The sequence below is a fragment of the Devosia sp. YIM 151766 genome (assembly GCF_030285925.1).
Lineage (GTDB): Bacteria > Pseudomonadota > Alphaproteobacteria > Rhizobiales > Devosiaceae > Devosia.
On the sequence record NZ_CP127251.1, the window covers coordinates 789913 to 806255 of the forward strand.

The window sequence follows — 16343 nt, forward strand, 5'->3', positions numbered from 1 at the left end:
GCCGGATAGGGTGGCGATGACGACGACCCTCCCCATGAGCCCTGATGAGCCAGTCCGCCCCGAGAACTGCCGCCAGTAATGCGCCCGTCCCCAGGAGTGCGGGGCGGGCAAGCGCGGCTGTGCGCCGGCCGTTCTGCGGCGTTATCGACCCGATTCTGGTCGACGAGCCGGTGCTTCATGCCTTTGCCGGCTCGGTGGTGCGCGAGGGCGCCATGGCCGCCTGGACCTGGCTGGTCCGCGATCTCTGCCCCGATCTGATTTCCGCCGAAGCGGCCGAGAGCGGGGCGCTGAAACCCACAGATCTCGAACCGGTCATGGCCGAAATGCTGGCCCGCGCCAAAAAGGCGCTGGACAAGGTCGATACGGATAACGAGGCCATGCGCCGCTTCCGCGCGCAATTCGGTCGCGACAATGCCCGCGATGAGCTCAATGTCGTGTTGGCCGGGCTGCGGGCCCGCGCCCTGCTCGGCAAGGCCCAGAGCTTTGGCAAGGCGGTCAACACGATCGGCGAGGACGGGGCGCTGGGCGTGGCCCTGCAATCCATGCCGTTATCCGATCCGCAAATGGCCGCGCTGCTGTTCCATGCCGCGGTCGGGCAGGTGGCCAATCCGACCCGGCTCATCACCGCGATCATCAAGCTGTCCGGCAATGCCAAGGAAGACAGTATTGCGCGCAACGGCTTTTCGCCGCTGATCGACGCCTTCCTCGCCCATGCGCAGAACCAGTTGCACAATCTGCAACTGATGGGGCCATTTGCCGATATCGACCTGGTCTGCCGCAGTCTCGATCGGTTTCATCGCCTGGTGCGGGCGCTGACCGGCTATATCGAATTCGCCCGGGGCAGCCGCGCCACGCAGGTGCTCTCCACCATTACCAAGGTGGTGTCGGACCGGGTGGAGCCGCGCCTCAAGGAAGTGGTGACCGACCTCAACCAGGCCATGCGCCGCCCGCGCGAGGGCACAGACCGCATCGACAATGATCGCATGCTGGCGGCCATGAACGGCATCTACCTGCTGTCGGCCGTGCGCGATTGCCGCGATTCTCTGGCGCTCAATGCGGTATTCGACCAGGCCTGGAGCCAGACGGGCCAGGCGCTGGAATTGCATATCCAGCGCAATCTCGACCTGATGCGCCAGATGCCCGGCGATACGATGACCGGCCTGCGGCTCGATACGGCCATCAAAATGGCCGAGGTGCGGTTCAACGCCGAATATGCCGAAACGCTGAAACGCGCCCGAGTGGCGGCGGAGCGGCGGGGCTAGGGCGTTTCGTAATCGATCTGCGCGGCAATGGCGCGGCCCTGATCGCGCACGATGACGGGCAAGCCGGCCCGCACGGTTTCCGCCGCGATCAGCGCCATGGCCGCCTCGCCGCTTGGCCGCAGAACGACGCCGACAGCGTAGAGGGGCTGCGTGGAATCGGAATTGCGATAGATGAGGGCGCCACTGCTGAGCCGCCGGGACTGGGCGGGCACCAGTTTGACCCATAATGCATCGTCACCAAAGCGGCCCTCCAGATAGGCCGGGACCTCTTCCAGCGCCACTATATCGTCGGCAGGCGGCAGCCCGGCAGGCCCTGCCGGCAGGGTCAACGGCACCAGCGCCACCCGCTCCTGAGCGACGATGCCGGCGGCGTCGGCCGGGATGAGCCCCAGATCGACGCCAGCAGCGACATCGCCTATCGCCAGGGCCTGCGGGGCTTCCGACAGCGCGGTGAGGCCGTTCGGCGGTCCGTCGCGCCTGAACCTGGCCATCCAGGAGCGGCGGCGCGGAGCCGGGCGCTGGAGAAAGCCCCGGCCGCTATCCAGAAAGGCCGGCGGCGCATCCTCGGCCGGCTCGGCAACGATCAGGGGCGCATCGGGGCTCTCATAGAGCGGGTCGATCAGAGGATCGTCGACGGGGATGCGCTTGTGATGCAACAGCGCCGCCACCGCATCCCTGCCGCTATCCTTGCAGCCGCGCCGGGTGAAATAGCCGGCGGCGCTGCCGGCGAGGGCGATATTGTCCATCTCGCCCACGGCTTCGAGCCGATGGTGGGCCCGATGCCAGCGGCTGGCGCCGCCCGCCACGTGCCACAGCGTCAGATCGGGCTGCCAGCCGCCACAAACCAGCAGGCGTTCAGTCGTGATCGGTTCGGAACCGGCTTGGCCGTGATGGATTGACAAGCGGCCGCCGGCTTTGGCGATGCCGGCCCGCTCCGGTGCGCTGTTCGGCACCTGCACCATGCCATAGGCGCGGCTGAAGGCGATGAAGCGCGAACTTGGGCTTGGCCTGCTGTCGAGGACGCGGTCAATGGCGATACCGGCATCGCTGGCCAGCATGGCGAGGCGATAGGCGACATTGCTCGCCGTGGCGACGAGGGCCGATTGCCCCGGCCAGATGCCGTAGCGGCAGGCCAGTTGATACGCATCGAGCGTGCTGCTGATTCCGGGCAGACGATTGCCGGAAAAGATCGGCAGGCGCTCGCGCGAACCCGTGGCCAGGATGATGTAGCGGGTGGCCAGATCGAGCACGCTTGCCGTTGGGGTGCCGTTGGAGGTGTCGATGTGGTGAATCCGGACCAGGCCCGGCCGAAGCGCATAGGCATGGCCATGGGTAAGCACCTCGATGGCATCGCTGGCGGCGATTGCGGCGCGCAATGCCCCGATGTCGGCTTCCGGCGCCGCTTCGCCTTCCTGAGTGCCGAACAGGCCGGAATGTCCGCCCAATTGCGGGCCGGCTTCCACCAGGATAGTGGCCAGGCCGGCCCTGGCGGCGGCCAGCGCCGCCTCCATGCCCGCCACGCCGCCCCCGATGACGACGAGATCGGCGCCCGGCTGGAGCGTGCCCGCAAGGGCGCGCCAGGGCCGGTCGAGCGCCTGGGCGCCGTCCAGGGCAAGGCCCAATGTGCGGCCCGGCAGGAACAGGCGCGCCAGCGGGTTGACGCGCGAGCCGCCGAGAGTGACGAAATCCGCGCCGTCCATGGCCGGCGTGCGGGCCATGGGCAGGGCATGGTGCGGCTTGCCGGCGCGGGCTGCGAGGCTGATGGCGGGACTGGCGCTGGGCGTCAGCCCCAAAGGCGAGTCATCATATCGGCCGAGACTGTCTATGCCCGATGCCAGCGCGGCGCTGAGCACGGTATCGCCGGCAAACCCGGAAATCAGCCGGCCATCGAGGCGAAAACGCAATGGCCGGCTGCGGTCGATGGCGGTGCCGGCGAAGCTGCCGGCCTTGTCGGCAGGCAGGCGATTGATCTGTGGCCTCATGCCGTTTCGCTCGCGATACCGGGGGTGAAATCGGCAATTTGCCGGCTGTCCGTGGCGCGCGAAATCAGACGATCGCCGAACCAGGCGGCTTCGTCCGTCGAAGCCTGGCCACAGAACCAGCGGGCCAGGGCGGGTGCGAGAAACACTCCCGTCGCGCCCATGCCGACCACGATGTCGGCGCCGCTTCCGCCGACGCGGCCCACCGCCGGGGCGCCATCATCGGTCGCGAGCGTGGTGAAGCCGGTTTGGCCGGCCTGCTCCACCTGCCCTTGTTGGCCCAACAGGCCCTGCACCCGATCCGAAAAGCTCGCCAGGTCCTCAAGCCCGATCGCGGCTATGCCTCCCTCGGGCTGCTGCAACAGGGTGATGCCGGAATGTATTTCCATCATGACCGGTGCGGCCAGCGGCCGGGCCGGCATGGTGAGAATGGATGCGGCTGGATGGCGTTGCAGCAGGGCTGGCCATTGCTGGCGGGGCAGGTAGGCGAGAATGGCGTCATGATCGGCCAGAACGGTCTGGCGCGCCTGAAAAACCTCGCCGGCGGCACTCAGCGTCGATCCGCCATCGGCCTCTATCACGAGGCTCTCGGGGATGAGACGCCGGCAGCCCTGTCGTTCGAGCCAGGCATCCATGGCCGGTTCCGCCAGCGGGCGATTGAGCAGCAGGGCATCGCGGAACCGGACGCCATGACGGGTTTCGCCGAGCAGGGCGGGCGGAACCGCCTCGACGGCGATGCCGAAATCCAGCGCCATGTGTCGCATATGGGACACGGCCTCGGCGGCCCGCGGCCGGTCGGTGAAGAAGATCGGGTCCACATGACGCCAGGCGCCGCGCCCGGCAATGCGGCCGATAAGCTTCGTGCTCTCCGCCATGGCTCCGCCGAGCAGGGACCAGCTTTCGGGCCGTGTCATCGGCGCCACCGACAGATCGATGCCGCGCGGCAGGCGATAGGAGGATTGGCTTTCCCCCACAAAAAGCACCGTCCGGCCATGCGAGCCGCAGAGCAACCCTGCCAAAAGGCGAGCAAGCGGCGTTGAGCCGACGATTGCGAAATCCGCCGGAACGTCGCTCATGCGGCCAACTGGCCTGCGACGACCAGTCCCTGTGGCAATGCGTCCACGCAGTGACGCGCTGTTTTGGTGGTTTTTTGCCGCATTCGGCTTATAGAGGACCATGCCTTGTCGCGCGAAGCAAACAAGCGTTTGGGGCCGATGATTTTCTGGGCGATTGCCATAGCCATTACTGTCATTGCTTGCGCTGCGTTGTTCTACGCGGCGGCCGGGCGCGTGGTCAACGCGAGCGGACCGGAATTGGCCGATCCCAACAACCATTTCCGCCTGCTTCTTGCTGGCATCGAGGCCGACCTGGCCAGCGGCAAGCTGGATGAGGAACAGGCCAATGTCGCCAAGGGCGAATTGGCGCGCGAAATGCTGCGCACCAAAGGCGACGCCCCCAAATCGCCGCCGGGCGAATTGGGGCACGGCACCCTGCTGGCCGGTCTGGGGGTCATCGCCGCGATCAGCCTCGGGCTCTATGCCGTTCTCGGCAGCCCGGAACTGCCGACGCATCCGCTGGCCCAGCGGCCGGAGATCGCCGCCCAGAGCATCAGCCTGGAAGACGCTATCGCCCAGATCGAGGAGCGGCTGGCCGCGGTGCCGAACGATTTGCGCGGCTGGACGGTCATCGCTCCGGCCTATGTGGAACTCGGCCGCTATGCCGATGCGGCCAATGCCTATCGGCAGGCCATCACGCTGTCCGAACCGAGCGCGGAATTGCAGACCAGTCTCGCCGAGGCGCTGCTGCTGGACGCGGGTGAGGCCGGCTCGGGCGAGGCGCTTGACCTGTTGCGCCAGGCAGCGGCGAGCGATCCCTCCCATATCCGCTCGCGCCTCTACCTGGCGGCGGAATCGATGCGGATCGAGGATTACGGCAATGCCGCCGATTATTGGCGCGCGGCCATCGATCTGGCCAATGGCGACGAGGCCTGGCTGCCGGCGGCGCAACAGGGGCTGGCCGTGGCCGAGGCCGATGGGGTGGACGATACGGCCGAGCAGCAGGCGGAGATGATCCGCGCGATGGTCGGCAGCCTGGCCGAGCGCCTCGCCAGCGATGGCGGCGATGTGGAGGAATGGACGCAATTGGTGCAATCCTATCTGGTGCTGGGCGAGCAGGACAATGCCCAGACCGCCTATGATGCGGCGGTCGCGGCCTATCCGGCCGCTTTCGACCGCGGTGAACTCGATACGCTCGCCCTGGCCGCGGGCCTGACGCTGAATGGAGCCACGCCATGACCATGCCGGCCAATATTCGTCGCAAGAGCATGACCCGCAAGCAGAAGCGCCTGGCCGTCATTGCCGGGCTGGCCGTCGTCATCGCCATCGCCACGGCGCTGGTCCTGGTGGCCCTGCGCGACCAGATCGTGTTTTTCTATTCGCCCAGCGATGTAATGGCGCGGGAGGTGGCTCCCGGTCATCCGATCCGCCTCGGGGGCCTGGTCAAGGACGATAGCTGGACGCGCGACGGCCAGAACAATTCCTTCGTCATCACCGATGGCGGTGCCGATATCGTTGCCCATTATACCGGCATCCTGCCCGACCTATTCCGCGAGGGTCAGGGCGTGGTGGCCGAAGGCAGCCTGGGCGGCGACGGCGATTTCACCGCCACCAATGTGCTGGCCAAGCACGATGAGAATTATGTGCCTCGCGAAGTGGTGGAGGCGCTGAAGGCGCAGGGCGAGTGGCGGCCGGAGGCGGGTGCGCCGTGAGCATCGAACTCGGCCATTTCTCGCTGGTCCTGGCCTTTGCCATCGCCCTGGTTTCGGCCCTTGGCGGCCTGCTGCTATGGCGGCGCGGCGACAGGCTGGCGCTGGCCCTGAGGCAGGCGGCCCTGCTGCAATTCGTTCTGGTGGCGCTGGCCTTCCTGGCGCTGGTACAGGCTTTTGTCGCCTCCGATTTCAGCCTGGCGCTGGCGGCCAACCATTCCCATTCGCTCAAGCCGCTGATTTACAAGATTTCGGGGGTCTGGGGAAACCACGAGGGCTCCATGCTCCTGTGGATTCTCATTCTGGTGCTGTTCGGGGCACTGGTGGCCGCCTTTGGTCGCCGCTTGCCCTCCGATCTGGCCAATCTGGTGCTGGGGACGCAGAGCCTGCTGACCGCCGCCTTTGCCGGCTTCACGCTCCTGACCTCGAACCCCTTCGAGCGCCTGCCAGCGCCGCCGCTGGAAGGCGCCGACCTCAACCCGGTTTTGCAGGATATCGGCCTCGCCATCCATCCGCCGCTGCTCTATGCCGGCTATGTCGGGTTTTCGATCTGCTTCTCCTTCGCCGTCGCCGCCCTGGTTTCGGGGCGCATCGACCAGACCTGGGCGCGCTGGGTGCGGCCCTGGACCATGCTGAGCTGGACCTTCCTGACCCTGGGCATCGCCATGGGCTCCTATTGGGCCTATTACGAACTCGGCTGGGGCGGCTGGTGGTTCTGGGACCCGGTGGAAAATGCCAGCTTCATGCCCTGGCTGGCCGGCACGGCGCTGCTGCATTCGGCGCTGGTGATGGAAAAGCGCAATGCGCTCAAGATATGGACGGTCTTTCTCGCCATCATCACCTTTTCGCTGTCGCTGCTCGGCACCTTCCTCGTGCGTTCGGGCATTCTGACCTCGGTGCATACCTTTGCCAGCGATCCGACGCGCGGCCTGGTGATCCTGTCGATATTGGCGGTGCTGATCGGCGGCGCCTTTCTGCTTTTTGCCCTGCGCGCGCCTCTGCTCCGGCAAGGCGGGTTGTTCGCGCCGATCAGCCGCGAAGGCGCGCTGATCCTCAACAACCTGTTCCTGGCGACGGCCGTGGGGGCGGTCCTGGTGGGCACGCTCTATCCGCTATTGCTCGACGCGATGACCGGCACGACCATTTCGGTCGGCGCGCCATTCTTCGACTTCACCTTCGGCGCGCTGATGGCGCCGCTGCTGCTGGTGCTACCCTTCGGGCCGCTGCTGGCCTGGAAGCGCGGCGACCTGGTGGCGGCGGGGCAGCGCCTGCTCGGCATGGCCGCCCTGGCCATTTTTCTCGCCGTACTCATCTCCGCATTGGGCGGGGTCTCGATCTCGCTGGCGCCGCTCGGCCTGTTGCTGGGCTTCTGGGTCAGCCTGGGTTCGGTCGCCGAACTGATCGAACGCGCCAAGCTCGGCCGCATCCCGCTCGGGGAAAGCCTGAGGCGGCTGGTCGGCCTGCCCCGGTCCATCTGGTCGACCGCCATCGGCCATCTGGGCCTCGGGCTCACCGTCCTGGGCATCGTTTCGGTGACCGCCTGGGAGAGCGAAAGGGTGACCACGCTCAATCCGGGAGAGACGACCGAACTGGCCGGCTATGCCATCGCCTTCGACAGTTTCGAGCAGATCGCGGGCCCCAATTATCTGGCCGATACCGGCATCTTCACGGTGACCGCACCCGGTGGCGGCACGGCGCGGCTCGATGCCGAAAGACGCACCTATGTGGCCAGCGGCACGCCGACCACCGAAGCGGCGATCCAGACCTATGGCCTCTCCCAGCTTTACCTCCAGTTGGGCGAGCCGCTGGACGACACCCATGTCGTCCGGATCTGGCACAAGCCCTATATCCTGCTGATCTGGATCGGCTGCCTGGTCATGGCGGGGGCGGGAATATTGTCGCTGACCGACCGCCGCCTGCGGGTCGGCGCGCCACAGCGATCCCGCAAGCCCGTCCCGAGGCCAGCCCAATGACCTTGCGGGCGCTGCTGATCTGCTTGCTGATGATCCTGTCCACGCCCCTATCGGCGGTAGGGCCGGACGAAATCCTGCCCGATCCGGCAATGGAGGCGCGGGCGCGCCAGATTTCGGCGGGACTGCGCTGCCTCGTCTGCCAGAACCAGTCCATCGATGACAGCGATGCCGACCTGGCGCGCGACCTGCGCCTGCTCGTGCGGGAACGGCTGGTGGCGGGCGACGACAATGCGGAGGTCGAGCAATATATCGTCGACCGCTACGGGGAATATGTGCTGCTCAATCCACGTCTCGGCGGCCATACTTTGTTGCTCTGGATGGCAGCGCCCTTATTATTGCTTACCGGGCTCGGCGCCTTGCTGCTGGCGCGCCGCCGCATTGCGGTTCCGGCAGCGCCGGGCCTGACGCCTGAGGAAGAAAAAGCATTGGCTGAACTGGTCGAGAACAAAGAGCGGAAATAGTTCTGCTGCAATCTCGCCTGCAACATTGCCAAATCTTAATGTGAACGCAACTTCACCGAAAGGCGGACCGTTCCATATCTATTGCCACAAGCTGTTGAGAGCTTAAACGAAGGAGACTGGTTCCCATGCGTTCGTCTTTACTCTCGCGTACCCGGCGCTGGCTCGGTGCCTCGACGCTCGCGCTGCTGGTCGGTGTGGGCGGTGTGTCCACCGCATTCGTCCTGACCGGACAGGTCGCCAATGCACAGATGCAGAACGCCGCGCAGATCGTGGTGCCCCAAGCTTCGGTCCAGCAAGGCTTTGCCGATCTGGTCGATGCCGTCAAACCCGCCGTGGTTTCCATCCGGGTGGAAGCCCAGGCCCCGGGCCGCACCGTGCAGCGTGGCGGCCGCGACTTCAATTTCGAGTTCAACTTCCCCGATCTTCCCGAAGATCATCCCTTCCGCGACTTCTTCGATCAGTTCGGCAACAATTCGCCCGGCAATCGTGGCGGACAGGGTGGCGAGCCGCGCCCCCGCCAATATATGGCTGCGGGCTCCGGCTTCATCATCTCCGAGGACGGCTATGTGGTGACCAATAACCACGTGGTCGAGGACGCCACCAAGGTAACGGTAGTTTTCGAGGACGGCAGCGAGCAGGTTGCCGACATCGTCGGCACCGATGAACGCACCGACCTGGCCGTGCTCAAGATCGAGGGCAGCGACCTGCCATTCGTGACCTTCGAGGGCGAACCGAGCCGCGTTGGCGATTGGGTGGTTGCCGTGGGTAACCCCTTCGGGCTTGGCGGCACCGTCACCGTCGGCGTGATCTCCGGTTCGGGCCGCAATATCGGCGGTTCCAGCTATGGCGACTTCCTGCAGATCGATGCGGCGGTGAATACCGGCAATTCCGGCGGCCCGGCCTTCAACACCAATGGCGAAGTGGTCGGTGTCAATACCGCCATCTACTCTCCCAATGGCGGCAATGTCGGCATCGCCTTCGCTATCCCGGCTCGTACGGTCAAGCAGATCATCGGCCAGCTGATCGAGGATGGCTCGGTGACGCGCGGCTATCTCGGCGTCTCGATCCAGGATGTCAGCAAGGACATCGCTGACGGCGTCGGCCTGCCCAATGCCCGCGGCGCCATCGTCCGCGAGCCGACGGAAGACGGTCCTGCCGGTGAAGCGGGCGTCAAGTCCGGCGACATCATCCTGAAAGTGGACGGCGACCAGATCGACGATGCGCTCGACCTGAGCCGTACGATTGCCAGCAAGGCTCCCAATTCCACGGTCGAACTGACTTTGTGGCGCGATGGAGCTGAAACCACCATTTCGGTGCAGCTGACGCAATTGGACGAGACCGCCCAGGCCACGCCGCAATCCCCGACGCCACCGCAGACTCTGCCTGAAGCCACCACCAGCCTCGGCCTGACGCTGGTGCCCAATGGCGATGGTTCGGGCGGCCTGCTGGTCCAGGATGTCGAGGATGGCAGCGCTGCCGCGCAACGCGGTATCGCCACCGGCGACGTGGTGCTCGAAGTCGACAACAAGCCGGTGCAGACGGCCGGCGATTTCGAGCAGGCCATTGCCGGCGTCGAGAGCAAGGGCCTCAATACGGCGCTGGTCCGGGTCGCGCGTGACGGCGAAGCCCGCTTCATAGGACTGCCCATCACCGAGTAATGCGTATCGGCCCCGGAGCCTTGGTTCCGGGGCCTTTTCAACTGGAGCGTCCGGCGTTGAAGATTCTGCTGATCGAGGATGACCGTGAAGCGGCGAGCTATCTGATCCAGGCATTGGACGAAGCGGGCCATGTGACCCACCATGCCGCCGACGGCGAAACCGGCTATGCGATGGCCTCGGGCATGGATTATGACGTGCTGGTCGTTGATCGCATGCTGCCCCGCCGCGACGGTCTTTCCATTGTCGAAAGCCTGCGGGCCGAAGGCGACAAGACGCCGGTGCTCATCCTCTCCGCGCTTGGCGAGGTCGACGATCGCGTGACCGGCCTGCGCGCCGGTGGCGACGATTATCTGACCAAGCCCTATGCCTTCACCGAGCTTCTGGCGCGCATCGAGGTGCTGGCGCGCCGGTCCAGCCCCGCCGAGGCCGCCACCAGCTATTCGGTGGGCGCCCTGTCGCTCGACCGGCTGAGCCGCAAGGTGGAGCGGAACGGTGAAACCATCCTGCTCCAGCCGCGCGAGTTCCGGCTGCTCGAATATCTGATGAAACATGCCGGCAAGGTGGTGACCCGCACCATGTTGCTGGAAAATGTCTGGGACTACCATTTCGATCCGCAAACCAATGTCATCGACGTGCATATGTCCCGTCTCCGGTCCAAGATCGACAAGGGTCACGCCGTTCCCCTGCTGCATACGGTGCGCGGGGCCGGCTATATGATCCGAGAATAGCCGGTGAGCCGCTTCGCCCAGGTTTGGCGGACCTCCACGGTTCGGCTGACCGCGACCTTCATCGCGATCTTCGTCGTTTTCGCCATCCTGCTGATGGCCTTTATCGGCTGGCAATCCAGCATCCAGATTCAGCGCCAGCAGACCGACGACATTGATCGCGAGGTGCGGCTGTTCCAGCGCATCGAGGCCAATCAGGGCATCAGGTCACTGGCTTTCGCCGTCAATCGCCTCTCGAACCAGCCCGGGCCCGGCCTCTATTTCCTGGGGGACGCATCGGGGCTCTTTCTTCTGGGCAATGTCAGCGACGTACCGCTGGACGTATTGATCGAGCCAGGCGTCTATAGCTTCGATTACGAGCGGCCCAATCCCTGGGGCGATGATGACGGGGTCAATACCGACCGGCGCCGGCTGGGGGTGGCCGTTGTCCGCTCGATCGTGCTCGACAATGGCATGCGGCTGGTGGTCGGGCGCGACGTGGTCGAGAGGCGCGGCTATTCCGCCATCATCCTCCAGAGTTTCCTCGTCGGCGTGGTGGGCATCATCCTGTTCTCGGTCATGGCCGGCGGCATCACCGCCCGGCGGGTCCTGCGGCGCATCGATACGATCCGCGACACCTCCACCAAGATCATGTCGGGCAATTTGTCCGAACGGGTGCCCGTTACGCGGCGGAACGACGAATTCGATGGTCTCGCCACCAATCTCAACGCCATGCTGGACCGCATCGAGCAATTGCTGCAGGGGCTCAAGGAGGTGACCGACAATGTCGCGCACGATCTCAAGACGCCCCTGACCCGGTTGCGCAACAAGGCAGAGGCGGCTTTGCGCGACACGGCCAGCACCGCGACCAAGGAAGAAGCGCTCGAAACCATCATCGCCGAGAGCGACCGCCTGATCCAGACCTTCAATGCGCTGCTGATGATTGCCCGCGTCGAGGCGGGCGCGCCATCCGGCGTGCTTTCCGACATCAATGTCAGCGATATCGTCGCCGATGTGGCCGAACTTTACGGCCCAGTCGCCGAAGATGCCGATATCGAGGTCGTCAGCACCGTAGAAGCGGGTGTTACCCTCAAGGCCAATCGCGAGCTGGTCGGCCAGGCCATGGTCAACCTGCTGGAAAACGCGGTGAAATATGCCAGGCCGGGCGCGGGCGGCACCGGCCGGATCGCGGTGGAACTGAGCCGGGTGGCGGGCCTGGTTCGCATCGTGGTCGCGGATAACGGTCCCGGCATTCCCGAAAACGACCGGAAGCGCGTCTTGGAGCGTTTCGTGCGGCTGGAAGAGAGCCGTTCCGAAGCCGGGTCGGGGCTCGGGCTGGCTTTGGTCAATGCGGTGGCGCGACTGCATGGCGGCATTTTCCGCATCGAGGACAATGCACCGGGAGTTCGCGCGGTGCTGGAATTGCCGGCAGGGTAGGAGAGGCCTACGCTCCGTCTTGCTGCCTGTCGCGGCGCAAGCTATGCCTCGAAAATGAGCATCATCCTGTCGCCCTTGCCGCCCATGGACCATCCGCGATTCGACGCGCTGCTCGGCGAATTGCCGAATGAGGTCGCCGCGGCCTTCCAGCGTGCGGAACCCTTGCTCGGACCCCTGTTGGAATCGGCGCCTTATCTATTGGGGCTCGCCCGCGACCACGCCTCCTGGTTGACGCAAGTGCTGGCGGGCGACGTGGACACGGTCTTTGCCGACCTGCTTGCGGCGACCGCCGGGGCCGGTCGTCTTGACGACGAGGCGGCAGTCGGGCGCGCCTTGCGCGTGGCCAAGGGGCAAACGGCGCTGCTGGCGGCTGTGGCCGAAACCGGAGGCCGGTGGTCGACCGCGCGCGCCACCGAGGCCCTATCGGATCTCGCCGATATCGCGCTGGAGGCGGGAATGGATTTCCTGATGCGCCAAGCCTCCGAAAAGGGGCGGCTCGCCATTCCGCCCGAGCAGGCGAACGCGGCCAATTCCGGCCTTGCTTTGTTTGCGCTGGGCAAGCATGGCGGGTGCGAGCTCAATTATTCCTCCGACATCGACATCGTCGCCTTCTTCGACCCGCAAAAGCCCGTCCTGGCCGATCCGGGCGAAGCCACCAGGATTTATTCGCGCCTGGTGCAACGGCTGGTGGGCCTGATGGAAGACCGGCAATTGGGCGGCTACGTGTTCCGCACCGATCTGCGCCTGCGTCCCGATCCGGGCTCGACGCCGGTGGCGCTCTCGGTCGATGCGGCCATGGCCTATTACGAGATGCGCGGACAGAACTGGGAGCGCGCCGCCTGGATCAAGGCGCGGCCCTGCGCCGGCGACAAGCAGGTGGGGGAGGCCTTTCTCAAGGAGCTGGCGCCCTATGTCTGGCGCAAGCATCTCGACTTCGCCACCATTGCCGATATCCAGGCGATGAAACGCCAGATCAACGTCTCCAAGAAGGTCGGCGATATCCGCGTCGAAGGGCACAATGTCAAACTGGGGCGGGGCGGCATCCGCGAGATCGAATTCTTCGCCCAGACCCAGCAATTGATTGCCGGCGGCCGCGACAAGACATTGCGGGTGCGGCCGACATCGCAGGCGCTGACGGCCTTGGCGGACGCCAACTGGATCAGCCCGAAAGCCGCCGGGGAATTGACGCGCACCTATTGGTATCTGCGGGCGGTGGAGAACCGCTTGCAGATGCTGGAGGACGAGCAGACCCATATCATGCCGGACAATGTCGAGGGCGTTGCCCTGATCGGTCGCCTGATGGGCCAGGCGGATCCGGCGCAGTTCGAGCGGGATTATCGATCGGCGCTCGAACTGGTGGCGCGCTATTATGCGGAATTGTTCACCGAGGGGGAGACGCTCGGCTCGGGCGAGGGCAATCTGGTTTTTACCGGCAGCGACGACGATCCCGGGACGCTGGAGACGCTCACCATTATGGGCTTCGCCGACGCCCGCAAGGCTATCGAAACCGTACGCAAATGGCATTATGGCAGCTATGCCGCCACGCGGTCCGCCGCGGCGCGCGCGCATCTGACCGAGCTCCTGCCATCGCTGCTCAAAACGCTGGGCCGCGCCGGCAATGCCGATGAGGCCCTGGCGCGCATGGACAATTTCCTGTCGCGCCTGCCGGCTGGAATTCAACTCTTCGCCCTGCTGCGCAATCATGAGCAACTGCGCACCCTGCTGGTGCAATTCATGGCCTCGGCGCCGCGCATGGCCGAAGCCGTCATCCACCGCGCCCATGTCGTGGATGGGCTGATCGATCCCGCCTTTGCCAATGAGGTGACCCATCGCGACGTCCTGGTTGCCAAGGTCGATGCGTTCCTCGCCGATGCGCGCTCCTATGAGGACCTGATCGACCGGGCGCGGATTATCGGGCAGGAGCAGAAATTCCTCGTCGCCGCCGGCCTGCTGTCGGGCACGGTCAGCGCCAATGGCGCCGGCGAGCAATTCACGGCGCTGGCCGAAACGCTGCTCCATCGTCTGTTCGACCGGGTGCGGGACGAATTCGCCATCCGCCATGGCCGTATAGAAGGCGCTGAAGTGGCGCTGCTCGCTTTCGGCAAGATGGCGGGCGGCGAGATGACCTTCACCTCCGACCTCGACTTCATTCTGCTCTATGACGCGCCGGAAACCGAATCCGATGGCGAGCGCTCGCTTTCGACCTCGCATTATTTCGCCCGCTTGACCCAGCGCCTGGTCGCGGCTTTGTCGGCGCCGACAGCGGAGGGCGTGCTTTACGAGGCCGATATGCGGCTGCGCCCATCGGGTAATGCCGGGCCGCTGGCGACCAGCCTGACCGGCTTTCGAGCCTATCACAAGGACAATGCCTGGACCTGGGAGCATCTGGCCTTGAGCCGCGCCCGGATCGTGGCGGCGACCGGGTCGATGGCCGAAAAAGTCGAAGGGGAGATTGCCGAAATAATGATCCGGCAGCGCGATGCCGCCAAAACCATCGAGGACGTGGTGTCGATGCGCGCCCTGATGGCGCGCGAACGCCAGCCGCGCCATGAATTCGATCTCAAGCTGGCCAGCGGCGGCTTGGTCGATCTCGAATTCATCGCCCAATCGGCGCAATTGGTGGCCGGCAAGCAGATTGCCTTGCCGCAGGCCCCGACCGCGCGGGTGCTGGCCCGGCTCGGCGACACCGGCCTCGTGCCCGCCGGGCAGCGCCTGGCTGAAATCCACCTTCTCTATTCGACGGTGCTGCAGGTCGTGAGTTCGGCGCTGATCAGTCCATTCAAGGATGAGGCCTGGACGCCGGCCTTCAAGGAATTGCTGGCGCAGTTGGCGCATTATCCAGATTTCGGGCGGCTGGCGCTGGAAATCGAGCAGATGCGAGGCGAGGTCGAGAGCGCGGCGCAGGCCTGGTATGACAAGGCGCTGACGCTTTGATCAGGCCGCCAGTTCCGCCGCTGCCGGTTCGGTCGGCAGCGAGATAGCCACGGTCGTGCCCAGCGAGGGGGAGGAGTCGATGGCGATATTGCCCCCGCTCAGCGCCGCTATGGCGCGGGCAATGGAAATGCCCAGCCCGGGCCCCTGACCCTCGCGGCTGAAAGTGGCGTCGCCCATGGCGAAGGGCTGGCTCAGCGTCGCCAGGCGTTCCTCGCTCATGCCGATGCCGGTATCGCTGATCTCGATCACCACGCCGTCATCCGCCGCGAAGGCGGCCAAAGTCACCGTGCCTCCCGCCTGGGTGAAGCGGACGGCATTGTCCATGATATTGCCGATCATGCGCGTCAGGCCCAGCCGGTCGCCGCGCAGCACCGCGCCGGTCGCCGGACCCACCTTGAAGCCGAGGCCGGCGCGCTGGATCTGGCCCTGGAAGCGTTTGACGACACTGTCCATGATCTCGTCGAGCAGGACCGGATCCTGCCGCAGCGGCTTCTGGCCGCCTTCAAGCTCGACCAGGTCAAGGATTGTGGCGAAGGAATTGAGCAGGTGCTGGCCGGAGCATTTGATCGACTGTACATAATCGCGATAGCGCGTATGGCCCAGCGCGCCATAGGTTTCCTGCTCCATCAATTCGGCGAAGCCGATAATATGGTTGAGCGGCGTGCGGATGTCGTGGCTGACATGGGCGAGGAAATTGGTCTTGGCGCGGTTCGCCGCTTCCGCCTTCAGTTTTTCCTCGTGGTAGCGGCGGGCCAGCCGGCGTTGCTCGGCGCGGATGGAGGCGAGGATGGCGTCGTTGCGGCCGGTATCGGCAGGGCGGCGGCAGGAGGCGAGGGTGATCAATCCGGCCAGGGCGAAGGCGAGCAGGCCGCGTCCGGCGATCCCTGCAATATGCTGATTTTCAAGTGTTATTTGAACCTGTTGCTCGGCGTCGGCGCTCTCGGCAATGCGGGTGACGTCATAGAGCAGGAACAGGCAGGCGGAGAGGAATGCGGTGACGGCGACGGCGATGCTGACATTGGAAAAGCGAGCAATGACCAGCCCCTTGCCGGCGCGGAATCCAAGCGCACCGGCGCCGGATATTTCCGACGTCCGCATAAAATTCTCCATTCTGTGGAGGGGTTTAGCCCCGAAACTTTTCAGCCCTTAACAAGGTATGAATCAGGTGGGG

Annotated in this window: 12 protein-coding genes; 9 read left to right on the forward strand and 3 right to left on the reverse strand. The window is 65.4% G+C overall.

Annotation, left to right across the window (positions count from 1 at the left end; genetic code table 11):
- Positions 1–119: 119 nt before the first annotated feature.
- Complete coding sequence (locus O9Z70_RS03845; protein ID WP_286021178.1) at positions 120–1262, forward strand: hypothetical protein; 1143 nt, start codon at positions 120–122, stop codon at positions 1260–1262.
- On the opposite strand, the gene O9Z70_RS03850 is transcribed toward O9Z70_RS03845, so the two are convergent.
- Together O9Z70_RS03850 and O9Z70_RS03855 are read right to left on the reverse strand one after the other, a co-directional pair.
- Complete coding sequence (locus tag O9Z70_RS03850; protein WP_286021179.1) at positions 1259–3244, reverse strand: FAD-dependent oxidoreductase; 1986 nt, start codon at positions 3242–3244, stop codon at positions 1259–1261. The two genes, O9Z70_RS03845 and O9Z70_RS03850, sit on opposite strands and share 4 nt — an antisense overlap.
- Positions 3241–4317 carry a hypothetical protein gene (locus O9Z70_RS03855; protein WP_286021180.1) on the reverse strand — a complete coding sequence of 359 codons (1077 nt, stop codon included), beginning with the start codon at positions 4315–4317 and terminating at the stop codon, positions 3241–3243. Before O9Z70_RS03855 ends, O9Z70_RS03850 begins: the two co-directional genes overlap by 4 nt.
- A 105-nt stretch (positions 4318–4422) precedes the next feature.
- Between O9Z70_RS03855 and ccmI the strand changes: the two genes are divergently transcribed.
- The 8 genes from ccmI (at position 4423) to O9Z70_RS03895 (ending at position 15172) form a co-directional block, all read left to right on the forward strand.
- Positions 4423–5535: a c-type cytochrome biogenesis protein CcmI gene (gene ccmI, locus O9Z70_RS03860; protein WP_286021181.1), complete on the forward strand. Its 1113-nt coding sequence runs from the start codon at positions 4423–4425 to the stop codon at positions 5533–5535.
- The gene (ccmE, locus tag O9Z70_RS03865) at positions 5532–6008 is read left to right on the forward strand and encodes a cytochrome c maturation protein CcmE (RefSeq protein ID WP_353057813.1); all 477 of its coding nucleotides are present in this window, start codon (positions 5532–5534) and stop codon (positions 6006–6008) included. Before ccmI ends, ccmE begins: the two co-directional genes overlap by 4 nt.
- The gene (locus O9Z70_RS03870) at positions 6005–7978 is read left to right on the forward strand and encodes a heme lyase CcmF/NrfE family subunit (RefSeq protein WP_286021182.1); all 1974 of its coding nucleotides are present in this window, start codon (positions 6005–6007) and stop codon (positions 7976–7978) included. Before ccmE ends, O9Z70_RS03870 begins: the two co-directional genes overlap by 4 nt.
- On the forward strand, positions 7975–8439 hold the full coding sequence (locus tag O9Z70_RS03875; protein WP_286021183.1) for a cytochrome c-type biogenesis protein: 465 nt from the start codon (positions 7975–7977) through the stop codon (positions 8437–8439). Before O9Z70_RS03870 ends, O9Z70_RS03875 begins: the two co-directional genes overlap by 4 nt.
- 125 nt (positions 8440–8564) lie before the next feature.
- Positions 8565–10097: a Do family serine endopeptidase gene (locus O9Z70_RS03880; protein ID WP_286021184.1), complete on the forward strand. Its 1533-nt coding sequence runs from the start codon at positions 8565–8567 to the stop codon at positions 10095–10097.
- Positions 10098–10153: 56 nt separating this feature from the next.
- Positions 10154–10825 carry a response regulator transcription factor gene (locus O9Z70_RS03885; protein ID WP_286021185.1) on the forward strand — a complete coding sequence of 224 codons (672 nt, stop codon included), beginning with the start codon at positions 10154–10156 and terminating at the stop codon, positions 10823–10825.
- Positions 10826–10828: 3 nt separating this feature from the next.
- Entirely contained in the window at positions 10829–12238 is a 1410-nt protein-coding gene (locus O9Z70_RS03890) for a HAMP domain-containing sensor histidine kinase (protein WP_286021186.1), read from the forward strand.
- Between the two features lie 54 nt (positions 12239–12292).
- On the forward strand, positions 12293–15172 hold the full coding sequence (locus tag O9Z70_RS03895; RefSeq protein ID WP_286021187.1) for a bifunctional [glutamine synthetase] adenylyltransferase/[glutamine synthetase]-adenylyl-L-tyrosine phosphorylase: 2880 nt from the start codon (positions 12293–12295) through the stop codon (positions 15170–15172).
- On the opposite strand, the gene O9Z70_RS03900 is transcribed toward O9Z70_RS03895, so the two are convergent.
- Positions 15173–16270, reverse strand: coding sequence for a sensor histidine kinase (locus O9Z70_RS03900; RefSeq protein WP_286021188.1), 1098 nt, complete (start codon positions 16268–16270; stop codon positions 15173–15175). It lies immediately after the preceding gene.
- Positions 16271–16343 lie beyond the last annotated feature (73 nt).